Annotated in this window: 8 protein-coding genes; 7 read left to right on the forward strand and 1 reads right to left on the reverse strand. The window is 52.1% G+C overall.

Annotation, left to right across the window (positions count from 1 at the left end; genetic code table 11):
• Nucleotides 1–208 precede the first annotated feature (208 nt).
• Nucleotides 209–2,959: a PQQ-dependent sugar dehydrogenase gene (locus GS398_RS13645; RefSeq protein WP_160907359.1), complete on the reverse strand. Its 2,751-nt coding sequence runs from the start codon at nt 2,957–2,959 to the stop codon at nt 209–211.
• A gap of 177 nt (nt 2,960–3,136) precedes the next feature.
• On the opposite strand from GS398_RS13645, the gene GS398_RS13650 reads away from it, so the two are divergent.
• The 7 genes from GS398_RS13650 to GS398_RS13680 all read left to right on the forward strand — a co-directional run bounded on the left by GS398_RS13650 (nt 3,137) and on the right by GS398_RS13680 (nt 15,081).
• Nucleotides 3,137–4,657: a Gfo/Idh/MocA family protein gene (locus tag GS398_RS13650; RefSeq protein ID WP_160907360.1), complete on the forward strand. Its 1,521-nt coding sequence runs from the start codon at nt 3,137–3,139 to the stop codon at nt 4,655–4,657.
• Nucleotides 4,658–4,735: 78 nt separating this feature from the next.
• On the forward strand, nt 4,736–7,360 hold the full coding sequence (locus tag GS398_RS13655; RefSeq protein ID WP_160907361.1) for a beta-galactosidase: 2,625 nt from the start codon (nt 4,736–4,738) through the stop codon (nt 7,358–7,360).
• Between the two features lie 122 nt (nt 7,361–7,482).
• Nucleotides 7,483–7,890: a DUF2147 domain-containing protein gene (locus tag GS398_RS13660; protein ID WP_160907362.1), complete on the forward strand. Its 408-nt coding sequence runs from the start codon at nt 7,483–7,485 to the stop codon at nt 7,888–7,890.
• A gap of 70 nt (nt 7,891–7,960) precedes the next feature.
• Complete coding sequence (locus GS398_RS13665) at nt 7,961–8,308, forward strand: hypothetical protein (protein WP_160907363.1); 348 nt, start codon at nt 7,961–7,963, stop codon at nt 8,306–8,308.
• 540 nt (nt 8,309–8,848) lie between these two features.
• Nucleotides 8,849–12,142: a SusC/RagA family TonB-linked outer membrane protein gene (locus tag GS398_RS13670; protein ID WP_237488190.1), complete on the forward strand. Its 3,294-nt coding sequence runs from the start codon at nt 8,849–8,851 to the stop codon at nt 12,140–12,142.
• Between the two features lie 210 nt (nt 12,143–12,352).
• A complete protein-coding gene (locus GS398_RS13675; RefSeq protein WP_160907364.1) occupies nt 12,353–14,128 on the forward strand; it encodes a RagB/SusD family nutrient uptake outer membrane protein in 1,776 nt (591 codons plus the stop codon).
• Between the two features lie 113 nt (nt 14,129–14,241).
• Nucleotides 14,242–15,081, forward strand: a complete 840-nt coding sequence (locus GS398_RS13680) for an endonuclease/exonuclease/phosphatase family protein (RefSeq protein ID WP_160907365.1) — start codon at nt 14,242–14,244, stop codon at nt 15,079–15,081.
• Nucleotides 15,082–15,179 lie beyond the last annotated feature (98 nt).

Here is a 15,179-nt window from a genome sequence, read left to right on the forward strand (position 1 = left end):
CCAAAAGGGCGGTCTTTTTTGTTTGTGACCCTCTCTTGCCGGTGCCCGGGATCAGCCCGAAAACCCTGGCTCACCATGTGAAGCACGAACAACCCCCGAGAGCACCTGTTTGAAGTTAAATCGGCCAGAACCGATCTGCCAAAATAAAAAGAGACCGTCCGCGAAAAGGACGGTCTCTTTTTATTTTGGCAGGTTTAACAGCTACGGTTTATTTTTTCTCATCATTAAACTTTACGCTGATCAGGGAGAACAACGGATCTGACGCTTTTGCCGCAGCATTTTTGAACACAAAATAAAGGTCATGTTTACCTGTAGTGTCTTTCACGTCAGCTTTTAGCGGCGGCGCGTTAATGGCGCGCGGCTCGTCTTCTACCGAAGGAACTTCCGCCTGCCCGATTAATGCACCATCGGGCGAATCGAGCCGGATCTCCACCTTGCCGCCGGGGTTCTTTTCGCGTACGCTGGTGCTGATGCGCAGCTCTACCTGCTTAATGCCGGTGAGGTCGAGCTTTTTGTAACCGATATAGCCGTTTGTATTCGGGATCACGTTCACGATACCGTCCTGGCCATTTACCTTCACGATGGCCCCTTTCATGATCTCGGCGGCGCCGCCGCTCACCAGCGGGTTACGCAGCACGATAGTAGATTCGGAAGTTTGTTTCGGGATGGTTTTATTGCCGTGATCAGTATATGCGGCGCGGATCACGAAAGTGCCGTTACCCGGGTCGCCTTCAGGCGTTTTGGTTACATAAGTACCTTTCACCGGGAGGGTATTGATCGTTTTATCGGTAATGCTAAGAATGTATTTTACGATGGTATGTGCATCTGCGTCGGAGATAGACGGATGTGCAGGCATACTGATCAGGTTCTGCCATACTCCCATGCCGCCTGCGCGTACCTTGCTTACCAGGTGGGCCGGCGCTTTATCGTCGCCTTTATATTTTTTGGCGATATCGGTAAACGAAGGCCCGATATTCTTGGCATCGTCAAGGTGGCAGTTCTTACAATCCGATTTCGCCATCAGGGCGCGTGCCACGGCAAAACGGGTGTTGGCGTCTACGCTGCGCTGGCCCTGGATGATCTCGGCATAGTCAAACCCTTCGGAGGCGTAATCCATGCTGATGGCCACCTGGTCGGCGCTTATCGTGCCGGCCGCCAGGCTTCCGTCTTCCTGGTCGTTAACCAAAACGGAGTACCCCAGGGGCTTGTTGTTAAAGAAAAAGGTAGCGTTACCGTTCAGCTCGATGTTTACCGACGGGGCGGCGTTACCGGCAATGATGGCCAGCGATTTCGTGTTCGAAGCACCTTTGGGATCGGTAACCGTCAGGCTGGCGGTGTACACCCCGGGTTTGGTAAGCGTAATAGCCGGGTTGGCCGTAGTAAACAGTAACGGAACACCGCCCGGGGTATTCACTTTCCAGCGATATTTAAGCAGGTCGCCGTCGGCATCTTTTGTGCCTGCAGAAGAGAGGGCAACTTTTAAAGGTACGGTACCGCCGCTTTTATCCGCCGAAACGGCGATGGCAGGTTTGCGGTTACCGGCGTTGTATTCGATGCGTACCAGTTTCGCGCTTGCGCTGGCGCCAAACCATACGCTGCCGTATTCCAGTACGTAAAGGTCGCCGCTGGGGCCGAACTTCATGTCGATCGGCTCTACGGGGCGGTAGGAAGGGAGGAAGCGCTCCATCGACAGGTAGTCGCCATTCGGTTTCATGGCAATGGACATGATCCAGCCGCGTGCAAGATCGGTAGCGATCCATTTGCCTTCGTAGTAGGCCGGCCACGGGCGTTTTGCCAGCGGGAAATCGGCGCGGTGATAGATAGGACCGCCGGTAGCGCTGCGGCTTCCGCTTCCTACCAGCGGAAATTCTTCTGAAGCGGCATACGGGTAATAAATAAACGGGGGAGCCACCGGGGGAAGCTCCTTTAGCCCGGTGTTGTTTACCGAGGTATTGGTTGGCTTTTTGGGATCTTTTTTATCGAGCAGCTCGCCGCCTACATAATCGAAGATCGGGAACGCCGCATTGGGCCCCACAAAATAAGGCCAGCCGAAGAAACCCGGTTTACGTGCCTGGTTCAGCTCGTCGTAGCCACGCGGACCTATCTCGGTATCTTCGTTGGCATCAGAACCGATATCGCCCCAATAGAGAAAACCGGTTTTACTGTCGATAGATGGCCGCCAGGGATTACGGTGCCCCATGGTGTAGATCTCCGGGCGGGTGTTCTTTGTACCCGGGGGGAACAGGTTTCCTGCGGGGATCAGGTACGTGCCGTCGGCCTTCGGTTTAATCCGGAGGATCTTTCCCAGCAGGCTGTTGGTGTTGGCGGTACCGCGCTGGTCGTCCCAGTTTACACGGTTGGGGCGTTCGTCTGTCGACGAAGACAGGGACGTCCCCGTATTGTTGCCTACCGTTAAATAGAGATTGCCTTTGGCGTCCCACGTCATGCCGCCTCCGGTATGGCAGCAGGTTTCGCGCTGCGTAGCAAATTGCAGCACGATTTTCTCCGAGCCGGGTACCAGCCGTTCGTCGGCAAACACCCAGCGCGTGAGCTGGAACCTGCTTTCGGTAGGGTGCGAGTAAAAGGTGTACACCCAATGGTTCACGGCGAAGTTAGGATCTACGGTGAGCCCGAGCAGGCCTTCTTCCGCTTCGCTTACTACGCCTTTGGCGCTGGTGTATTTCATATTCACGGGGATCTGCGCAATCGTCGAAGTCATCTTAGTGATTGGGTCATAGAGCTTTACGGCGCCTTTGCGTTCGCTGATGAGTACGCGCCCGTCCTTTAGTACTTCAAAGGTGTTGGGTTCGTCGAGGTCGCCGGGCTGGGTAAGCGCCACGGCGGTGAAACGGCTTTCGTCCGGTTTCTTCGGGACGTCGGCAACGAAGGAGTAGAAAATTCCCCCGGTCACCAGTAGGCTAAGGCCAGCAACCCGGGCAATTGATCGATTACTATGCATATGTTTATCAAATATTTATTACACAAAAATTTTACCTAGTCTCTTTTAATTATTGGAAAAAATCCATTTAAACTTTCTAATTTAGTCGTAGCTAAAACGATTGAGGCAAATATATAATAACCAAACGTAAATCAGCCCGGCACTAGCGGGCACCACACTTGATTAACTAAAATAATAATGAAGGGTAAAGACCAAACAGAAAAACTCGACATCTCCCGGAGAGATTTTGTAAAGAACGGAGCCGTAGCTGCGGCTGCGTTCACCATTGTGCCCCGCCATGTACTTGGCAAGGGCTTTAGAGCGCCAAGCGACACTTTATACATCGCATCTGTGGGTGTGGGCGGTAAAGGCGAAAGCGACATCAACGGTTTTATGGGCAGCGGAAAAGCAAAAATGGCTTTCCTTTGCGATGTTGACCAGTCAAGGGGAAAAAGAACGTTCGAGAAATATCCCGAAGCAAAACGCTATGTGGATTGGAGAGAAATGTTCGACAAGGAGCACAAAAATTTCGATGCGGTATCGGTGTCTACACCAGACCATACCCACGCGGTGGTAGGCTCTGCTTCCATCACCCTGGGTAAACATACCTGGATCCAGAAACCCCTGGCACACGACGTATTCGAAGCACGTTTGCTTGCCAAACTCGCTAAGAAGCACAAAGTTATTACCCAGATGGGTAACCAGGGCTCTTCGAACGACGGCGTGCGCCAGATGAGAGAGTGGTTCGATGCAGGCATTATCGGCGATGTACAGGAAGTATATTGCTGGACCAACCGCCCGGTATGGCCGCAAGGCAACAATATGAAATGGCCCTCTAAGCCTGGTACGGCTCCTGCCGACCTGAACTGGGACCTCTGGCAGGGTACCGCACCTGCAAAACCTTTCCCGGCAATGGCTGCAGAAGGCGGTATCGACCTCGTTCCGTTTAACTGGAGAGGCTGGTGGGATTATGGTACAGGCGTATTGGGCGACATGGGTGCGCACATTCTCGAGGCGCCTATGAGCGTACTTAACCTCGGTTATGTGAGCAGCGTGCAAACCAGCGTAAGCGGTGGCGGATCACTCGAAACCGGTCCTGCATCTAACTACACCATCATGACCTTCCCTAAAACAGATAAGACCAAAGGCCCGGTTCGTGTACACTGGATGGACGGTGGTATGATCCCTCCTCGTCCGGAGGAACTTGACCCGGCCGAAGCATTCGGCAGCGGCGATGGTGGCATGCTCTTTATCGGCAGCAAAGGCAAAATGACTGCCGGTTGCTATTCGGCGAGAGCGCGCCTGCTCCCGGTATCTAGAATGGACGAGGTGAACGTACCTGAAAAGTTCGCGCGTGTTACCAACGGTGCCGACGGCCACTACGCACAGTGGGTACAGGCCTGCCTGGACGGTTATGGAAAAGGTGTGGTGAGCTCTCCGTTCGAGAAAGCTGCCCTCTTAACCGAAGCTATGCTGATGTGTAACCTCGCCATCCGTGGTGTGAACGTACCAAAAGCAGCTGTTGCGGCACCTCCTGCAACTGCCGGAACCGGTGCGGCAACCCCGGGTGCAGGTATGCGCCAGCGCGGCCCGCAATTCCCTGCCCGTTACATTAACCTGAACTGGGATGCGGCGAACATGAAGGTAACCAACGTTGACGAAGTGAACCAGTTCGTTAAACGCGAGTACCGTGCGCCATGGAAACCAAGCGGCGTTTAATTCAGACTCAACAATCCCCCAATAACTACAGGAGGAGGCCCAAAAGCTTGCCTCCTGTTTTTGTTTAGATTTGTGCCCATGAAGCTGATCGTACCTGTAAAGAACAGTTTGGTTTTATTGCTGCTGGCGTTTTTTCTCAGAAGCTATGCGCAGCAAACGATGCCTGTTGCGCGTAACGACCATATTTTCCCCGCTTCCGCGGCAGCGAAACCGTTTATCGACTATGATAGCCGTGGTTTCCTGGTAAACGGGAAACGTATGTTCGTGGTATCGGCCGGGATGGAGTATGCCCGCGTGCCGCATGAGCTGTGGGAAGACCGGTTGGTGAAACTAAAGCGAGCCGGGTTTAACACCGTGGAAATGTATACGTTCTGGAATTTTCATGAACCGAAGGAAGGCTGGTTCGACTTTTCGGGCGACCAGGACCTCGATGCCTACCTGCGGCTGATCAAAAAGCTCGGCATGTATGCCATCGTGCGGGTAGGCCCGTACTATTGCGGCGAATGGAACTTTGGCGGGTACCCTGTCTGGCTTAAGTTTAAGCCCGGGTTGCGTGTGCGCGAAGACAACCCGCAATTCCTGGCCGCGGTCGGTAAGTTCTTTGACAAGCTGATCCCTATCGTCTCGGCTAACCAGGTGCACAAGGGCGGTGCGGTGATCATGGTGCAATTGGAAAACGAGCACCCCGAGAGCTGGGGCAACATCGTGCCAAACGGCTATTTCAAATACCTGGCCGATAAAACCGTATCGCTTGGCCTCGAGGTCCCTTATTTCTTTAGCGGCTTGCATCCGGGTAACGACCCGGCAGGCAACCTTAAAAGCCTCGACGATGCCAAACGTCCCAATCCATGGTTCTCCACGGAATACTGGGGGGTGTGGTTTTTTAACTATGGCGCACAGCCGCAGGATTCTACGATCTATGACCGGCGCACCTGGAAGATCATCGCCCATGGCGGAAATGGCTACAATGTGTATATGGCGCACGGGGGAAGTAATTTCGGGTACAATAACGACCGCGACATGGCTGCCTCGTATGACTACGGCGCGGCTATCGGCCAAACGGGCGATCTGCGGCCAATTTATTACGGCTTTAAACGTGCCGCCTGGTTTGCCCGCAGCTTCCAGGAGATCCTGGCGAATAGTAAAGATGGCGGGAACAGCTACCGGTGGATGGTGCGTGACACCTCGATCAAGATCAATGCGCGGATAAGCCCGGCGGGAAACATCGCTTTTGCAGATAACCCGAAAGCCCGCGCTGCGCTGGTGCGTATCGTTCCGCCAAAGACGCTGAAACCGGCGCTTCCGGTTACGGTGAGGCTTGCGCCGGGCGAGATCATGCCGGTGGTCAACCAGTTCCAGGCGGCGCCCGGGATCAGCCTGGAATGGAACGCTTCCCGAATATTTGGTATCGTTACCAGGGATAAAACCACCACGATGATTACTTATGGCGATCCGGGTTCAACGGCCTCGTTATACTTTAAAATTACGGGCGCCGCCGGCCCAATTACGGTAACGAAAAATTTTAAGCAGCTAGGGTCTGGCATCATTGCCTTCTCGGCACCGGTTGCGGCGCCGGCGCCGGCCTCGTATGTGTTGGCGGCCGGGGACCGGCAGCTGCAGGTGCTGGTACTTAGCAAGGCGCACGCACAACGATGCTGGATCGTGGAGGACGAAACCGGCCGCGGAAACAGCGATATCGTGGTGGGTTCTTCTGTGGTTACTTATGCGGGCTATCGGCCGGCAAAACGCGCGTATGGCCCCGGTGCCGCCGGTCCTGATCAACAGGTCATTGTTACTGAGGTTCCATTGGGCAAGAAGCTTAAATCGCCAGCCTGGATCTTTAAACCGGGCGCCTTAAAATTGAATCCTGTTGAAGCGGTAGGGGATACGCCCGTCGGTCTGCCCGTGTTGTCCTCCTGGGAAATGAAAAGCGCTTCGGTCCCTGCCCTGGTTACTTTTGATGATAAAAACTGGAAACAAAGTAAGCCGCCGTTGCAGATGGGTGCTGATGGCGATATTACCGCGAACGCCTGGTATCGTACACAGCTCAAGGTAGCCGAAACCGGCGATTATATTCTACGGTTTAAAAATATTCGTGAGCGGGCCTCGGTGTTTCTGAACGGAACGCGGATCGACTCCGGCGAGATGGAGAACAAGGCGGTGCAGATGCGCCTGGAGTCGGGCAAAACAAACACGTTGTCGGTTTTCGCGTCGCATAACGGGCGTAATAAGCTGCTCTTTTACCGGGGCGTGCTGGATACGATAGACGCGAAAGGCATCAGCGGCGAAGTCACGTTGACCAAAGCCGTTAAAGGTGCGTCGTCTGTGGCGGTTGAAAACTGGAAGATGAAAGGCGGCGCAGGAACGGATACCCTCGGCGGATGGTCGCCGTTTAAGCTGGTTGCAGACCGGGGGCCGGTTTTTTACCGGTCGGCATTCAATCTTGCAGCGTCTCCGGGTTACGGCACGACCTGGCGGGTGATCACCACCAGCCTTGGCCACGGCTCGGTTTGGGTGAACGGGCATCATTTGGGGCGATACCCCGAGAAGATCAAGATCAATGGATTGTATATCCCTGAGCCCTGGTTGAGGGAGGGACGAAATGAAATCGTGATATTTGATGAAGATGGAACGTCACCGCTAAAGGTTTCTATCCGGGCGGAAACGGCTGCCGGTCGCGAAACAGTTATTTTTACCATGTAATACTTTTGTTTTAAAGGTCGCCTTTTATACGAATCATGAAACATTTCCGTTAAAATTGAATAATTTCGTGATCGAACTGTACACAGAAAAACTAAATAGCTAAGAAAAAACAAATTATTAAAATGAAAAAAATCGCATTATCATTTGCCCTGGTCCTTTTTACTGCCGTAATGAGCTTTGCCGCCGGTATTGACGGCGCCTGGAAGGGTTTGGTGGAAGGACAGTACAAAATTACAGCCGATCTTAAAACAGAGGGCGGAAAAGTATCAGGCGTATTGGCCCTGACAGACCCCAACCCGAAGTCAGAGAATCCCGACGATGCGGGCTACACACCGTTTGTCGCCGCACAGATGGGCAAAAACACCATTACAGAAGGTAAGGCGGAAGGCGAAAAGGTCACCTTTACTACCTTGTTCAATGAAAAGCCGATCGTTTATACTGGTACCCTCACCGGCGATAAACTGGTGTTAACCACCACGTACAACAACTCGCCGATCAAGATCACTCTTACCCGGGTGGTGGCTAAGTAATTTTTAATAACGAACAGGAAAGGGTTAGCAGTAATGCGAGCCCTTTTTTTAGTAAATAACAAATATTTTTATGATGAAGAAGGTATTGCTGCTGGCTTGTGTGTGTTTGATCTTTAGTGTGTGTTATGCTGCTTCGACGGTAAACGGCCGCTGGGCGGGAACCGTTGGCGGACAGTTCGACGTATCAGTGAACATTAAAGAAGTGAAGGGGAAAGTGTCGGGCACGGTAACCTCCCAGATCGGCGACGCGCCGCTTACCGGCGGGGTGATCACCGGGAATAACATTACCTTTAAGGAAATGTCGTACAACGGTATTTCGCTCTCTTATGTAAAGGGAAAGATCGTTGGCGATAAGATGGATATCACCGTCGGGTTCCAGGGGCAGGACATGAAAGGGACGTTGAAGAGGGTGAAGTAGCTATCTCCCGGCCTGCCGGTCAGTAACGCAAAAGCGCAAACGTTTTTGTACAAAGGGCGCAAAGAGGTAACAGTCTTTGCGCCCTTTGTGCGAATTTCCGTTGCGCTCTTTGCGTTTCTTTTTTTATAAACATTACGTTAATATTCGCCGCTGTACATAACCTCTTTATAACATTCCCTTGTTGTAATCATAGCAACACATTAACATCCGCTTAAAGCCGTCCCGGTACTTTTGCCTGCAAATAAACAAGCAGGCTATGGAACTTCGATCAACCAAGATACAGGCGCTCTCCCGCCGTTTTCTGCTCCCTCCCGGGTTAACTGCCAATGCCGCAGCCATAGGTGATCTTGATAAAATTCGGAACAAATTAGATACGATTTGATACACTGAATGATTGACGATCAGATTGCCATTAAATTGTTACAACTAACCAAACCAATCTAACTGGATGAAAGAAAAAACCACCTTTTTCTTTCGTGGAATTCTACGGCCCAAAAATATCCGGAGGGCCGGTTTTAAACTCTTTAACCTAATAACATCATGAGAAAAAATCTACTGAAATGGCAAGACCATGGTTCGTATCACCCGGACATGGCAGCTCGCAAACTGTCCCAAAGAATGGCGCGCGTAATAGCATGCGTACTGTTTCTCGTATTCATTTCTGCGAGCGTATTTGCACAAACCAACGTAAGCGGGATAGTGACCGATGAGAAAAACCAGCCTCTTCCCGGCGTTACGGTTACATTAAAAAGCACGCCGCCCCGCAGCACCAGTACGGATGCGTCAGGTAAATATACCATGACCGCGGTGGGCGACAAAGACGTCCTGGTATTTTCCTTCGTGGGATATACGCCGCGGGAGATATCGCCAGGTAAACAAGCCACACTTAATGTTGCCCTCGAGCCTGATGCAAAGGCGTTAAGCGAAGTGGTGGTAGTAGGTTACGGCGTACAGAAGAAAGCCAACCTGACAGGTGCGGTTGACCAGGTAACGGCTGCATCGCTGCAAAACCGGCCCATTCCCAACCTTAGCCAGGGACTGCAGGGTGTAATGCCCAACCTGAACATCAAAATGATGGACGGCAGGCCCACCCAGGCGCCCGCTTACAATATCAGGGGAACTACTTCGATCGGCCAGGGCGGAAGCGCATTGGTGCTGATCGATGGCTTTGAAGGCGATCCCAGTCTGCTGAACCCTAATGACATCGAAAGCGTTTCCATGCTGAAGGACGCCGCGTCGGCTGCGATCTACGGGGCAAGGGGGGCGTTTGGCGTGGTACTTATCAGCACCAAGAAAGCAAAAAAAGGCGCAACCAGCATCGACTACTCTACCAACCTATCGCTGAAACAACCCATGCAGGTGCCTGATTTCGTAACCGATGGTTATCTCTGGTCGAAGATGTTCGCTGAAGCTTTCGTGAATGGCGACGGCGCGTTTCCGCAGAATGTGAATAAAACACAGAAATTCTCCCAGGCGTATCTCGACGAGTTCAGGAAAAGAGCAGAGTCGGGGCAGCCGTACAACGAGATCGACGTAAACCCGGCCACCGGCGAATACACTTATTACGGAAGCACCGACTGGTACGGTCATCTCTACAAAAAGAGCAATGGCGCGGCAGAGAACAACCTCTCTGTCAGCGGAAGCAATGAAAAAACGTCGTTCCTGGTATCCGGTCGCTTTCTTACCCAGGACGGGCTGTTCCGGTATAATTCTGACGATTACGATATGCAGAATATCCGTGCAAGAGGCTCCATCAATGTGTTTAAGTGGCTAAGCATCGAAAACAACGCGGATTATTCGGTGATGAACTACCATACCCCTCTCAACGTGGGTGAAGGCGGCGGGATCTGGAGAAACATCGCCGATGAAGGCCACCCTACCGTACCGCTGCTGAACCCGGACGGGTCGCTCACCTTTAGCTCGGTATATACTGTAGGCGATTATTACTACGGCAAGAACGGCATCGATAGCAAAAAGAAGGTGTTCAGGAACATCACCGGGCTGAGGTCTAATTTCTTTGGCAACAAGTTCCGGGTAAATGCCGATTTTACGTTCCGTAACACCAACAATGACGCGGAGCAAAAACGCGTTCAGGTGCCTTACAGCACCAACAAAGGTGTAACTGCTTTCGTGGGTACCACTACCAACGACCTATTATTCGATCAGCGGGAAACACAATACCTGGCCACCAATATTTACGGAGAATACGAAAATACCTTCGCTTCTGACCATTACGTAAAATTAATGGCCGGTTATAACTACGAAGAGTCTACTTATAACCGCATTGCCACCCAGCGGAACGGGATCATCTTTGAAGATGCTACCGACCTGAACCTGGTGCTCGGACAGGCCATCACCACCGGCGGAGGCTATGAGAAATGGGCTATTTTGGGCGGCTTCTCCCGGCTGAACTATTCTTTTAAAGACCGCTACCTGCTGGAGGTGAACGCACGCTACGACGGCTCTTCTAAATTCCCGGCAGACCAGCGTTACGGTTTCTTCCCGTCGGTTTCTGCCGGTTGGAGGATTAACCAGGAGCCTTTCTGGAAAGTGTCGCCGGAATTGGTTTCCGACCTGAAACTAAGGGCCTCTTACGGATCACTGGGTAACGGGAACATCAACTCGTACGTTTACCAGGAGATCTTTAACATCAGCCAGTCTGGCGTGATCCTGGGTGGTGTTCGTCCGCAAACCACCGGTCAGCCCGCGGTACTTCCTAACGGGATCACCTGGGAAACTTCTACCACTACCAACTTTGGCCTCGACCTGTCGATGCTGAACAGCCGCCTCACCTTTACGGGAGATGCGTACGTGCGCAATACCACCGACATGTTTACCGTGGGCTTATCTGCCCCTGCCGTGTTCGGCGCTTCGGTGCCAAAAGGAAACTATGCCGACTTGCGCACTAGGGGCTGGGAGCTTTCACTTTCGTGGAGAGACAGGATCGGCAAATCGGGCAAACCATTCAACTACAACGTTAGGGCGACCCTGGCCGACAACAAATCGAAGATCACCCGTTACAACAACCCGGATAAGCTGCTGAGCGACTATTATGTCGGGCAAACGATCGGTGAGATATGGGGTTATGAAACGGAAGGTTTCTTTATCGACCAGAAAGATATCGATAGCCATGCCAAACAAAGCCCGCAGATGAGGGCATCGCCGACCAACATCTGGTTCCCTGGCGATATCAAGCTGAAGGACCTGAACAACGACGGGTTTATCAACACAGGTACCAACACGGTAAGCAACCCCGGCGACCGCCGCATCATCGGCAGCTCCGCTCCGCGGTACATGTACGGCGTTAACCTGGGCGCCGACTGGAACAGCTTCTTTTTCTCGACCTTCTTTCAGGGGGTGGCCAAACAACAGTGGTACCCAAGTACCGAAACGGAAATGTTCTGGGGACAGTATAACAGACCTTATAACAATATCCCAACCTTCCACGTCGGGAATATGTGGACGCCTGACAATACCGATGCCTACTTTCCAAGGACCATGTCGCGTGCCGCTTCCAGCAATACCAACAGGGAGCTGGGCGTGGCACAAACCAAGTACCTGCAAAACGTGGCCTATTTGCGCCTGAAGAACGTCCAGGTAGGTTATACGCTGCCTAACCGCCTGATCTCGAAGATCAGAGCACGTTCTGCGAAAGTTTTCTTTTCAGGAGAGAACCTGTACACTTACTCACCGTTGTATAAGATCGTAAAAACCATCGACGTGGAGAATGCGGTACCAGCCGACCAGGTATTTAACGCGAACAGCACCAACGGCGACGGTTACAACTACCCGCTGCTTAAAAGCTTCTCGCTGGGTATAAACATCGGGTTCTAACCAATCCCGGAAGAAAGCGGGGAGGCTTTGTTACGGGATCCTCCTCCGCCTTGGGCACCTCCGCAAAAGGAGAACAAGCCAGGTTTACAATTTGAAAAGGAACAATTTTAAGGTTGCACAAACTTATCTCCCTTTGGAGGGAGTCCCGAAGGGGAGGGATGATAAAGGCATCCGGTACAGGATAGATTCATCAACACAAAAAAAATTCACATGAAAACATATTATTGGTTCATCGCCCTTTGCTGCATGGCCTTTACGGCCTGCGAAACGCTCGACCAGGAACCGCAGTCATCTGCCTCCAAATCGGCTGTGTTTGGCAGCGAAACGGGCCTCAAGCTATACACAAATACATTTTATAACATGGGTTTCCTGCCCAGGAACTCGACCGCGCAGGATGCGATGTCGGACTACCTCGCGGTTAAATCTGTAGAGACCTTCCTTCAGCCCAATGCATACGCCGCCAACTTAAGCTCGGGGTGGTCATGGGGAGACCTGCGCAACATCAACTATTTTATCGAAAACTGTAACGATCCGAAGGTGGCCGCTTCCGTGCGGAACAATTACCTGGGTATTGCACGGTATTTCAGGGCCTATTTTTACATGGATAAGATCAAGCGTTTCGGTGACGTGCCATGGATCGGTAAACCGCTCGATATCAATGATCCTGCCCTGTATGCCGGCCGCGATAAACGCGAGCTGGTGATGGACTCGGTGCTGGCCGATATCAATTTTGCCTGCGCGAACATTACTGCGACCAATGATGCCACACGCAGCACCGTCACCAGGTACGTGGCTTATGCCTACAAAGCACGCCTTTGCCTGTTCGAAGGTACGTTCCGGAAATATCATACCGAGCTGAACCTGGTTTCGACCGCCCCTAAATGGCTTAATGAAGCTGCTGATGCCGCCAGGTTCGTGATGGACAACGGCGGGTATTCTATCAACACCGCCGGCGGTGCCGGAAGCTCCTATCGCCAGGTGTTTACAAGCACTGCCCCCGTTGCCAGTGAAGTGCTGCAGGCAGCCATCAGCGACCTGACCTTAAACGTATTGAACGAAGCAAACTGGTGGTGGACCAGCGGTACGTATGGCGCTAAAGCGAGCTTTACCCGCACGTTCATTAACACGTACCTGAAACTGGACGGCACGCCGTTCACCAACGATCCTAATTATAAGACCATCTTATTTAAAGACGAAGTAAAGAACCGCGACCTCCGTTTAAAGCAAACCATTCGTTTGGGAGATTACAAGCGCATCAGCAGCGGTACGCCGGTCGCCGCGCCGCCGGTTTTCTCGTATACGTTTACCGGTTACCAGCCGATCAAATGGACGCTCGACGATATGTACTACGATGCCGGGGCGCTGAACATCAACTCCATTGCGCTGTTTCGCTATGCGGAAGTGCTCCTGAACTTTGCGGAAGCGAAAGCTGAATTGGGCACCCTCACCGATGCAGATTGGGCAAAAACCATTGGCGTGCTTCGTGCAAGAGGAGGCATTACCGGGGGATTGTCGGCGAAACCAACCGTGGCCGATCCATACCTGGTAACCAATTACTTCCCGGGTATTACCGATCCCACTATTCTCGAGGTCCGTCGCGAGCGCGGTATCGAACTGAGCCTCGAAGGCCTTCGTTATGCCGACCTGATGAGGTGGAAACGCGGCCCGCTGATGGAACAGGAATGGAACGGATTTTACGTGCCCGCGCTGGTTACCCCGATGGACCTGAACGAAGACGGCGTACTGGACGTAGCTTTTTACCAGGGTACGCGCCCAACGCCGGCTGTTGCCGGTGTTACCTATGTGGATGTTTCTGCGACCGTCGGCGGAAAAACAAACTCGCAGCTGCTTAAAAACGGCACTTCGGGCGAGCTTACCTGGATGAACGAGATCCCGCGTAAATGGGACGATAAAATGTATTATTACCCGATCCCGCAGCTTGACCTGCAAAGAAATCCTAAACTTGGACAAAATCCGGGATGGTAGTTAACGCTTAAGGTTGAAGCAGAAGGTTAAAGCTGGTTGCTTTTTTCAAATTATGCCGAAAATTCATAACGGGCTTTTATCTTCGGCTTTAACCTTTACCAAACGATCATATAATGAAAAGAAATCCGATAATACTCGCAATCCTGCTTTTAATAGCAGCAACGATAACCACCAAAGCGCAAACCTTTAACGTGGCGACCTTTAATATTCGTTACGACAACAAAAGCGACAGCGGCAACCTGTGGGTACAGCGTGCCCCGGTAGTGGCTAACCTCATCCGTTTTCACGATTTTGATGTATTCGGGATCCAGGAAGGGCTGAAGAACCAGATCGACGATATCAGCAAAGCCCTGCCGGAATACACACGCTACGGCAAGGGCCGCGACGACGGTAAAGATGCCGGCGAGCATTCGTCCGTTTATTTTAAAACCGGCAAATACAAAATGCTGAAAAGCGGCGATTTCTGGTTGTCGCAAACCCCGGATGTACCGGGCCTGGGTTGGGACGCCAGATGCTGTAACCGCATCTGCTCCTGGGTACAGCTGCAGGACGTGAAAAGCAAAAAGAAGTTCTACTTTTTCAATGTGCACTTTGATCACCAGGGCGTAGTAGCCCGTAAAGAAAGCGGCAAGCTGATGGTGCAGAAGATCAAAGAGATCGCAGGCAGCGAACCGGCGCTTTTTACCGGCGACCTGAATGGCGGACGGGATAGCGAGTGGTACTTAACCATCGCCCGCTCGGGCATATTAAAAGATACCCATGAGGGTGTAAACCATCCTTATGAGAACAACTCTTCGATGAACGGTTTCCGTACACCACGCGGAACGGGCGTGATAGATCATATATTTATGACGAAACAGTTCACGGTAAACAGGTGGGGGATCCTTACCGATAGTTATTTCGGAAAATTCCCGTCAGATCATTTCCCGGTGATGGCGGAAGTTACGTTGTAGGGGGATAGCCGAAAGCTTAAAGCGGAAAGTCATGTTTTTCGCCGCCAATTATGATGGGTGGCGATAGTCTTTCTGCTTTAAGCTTTCGGCTTTTAACC

The sequence above is a fragment of the Hufsiella ginkgonis genome (genome assembly GCF_009834915.1).
Classification (GTDB): domain Bacteria; phylum Bacteroidota; class Bacteroidia; order Sphingobacteriales; family Sphingobacteriaceae; genus Hufsiella; species Hufsiella ginkgonis.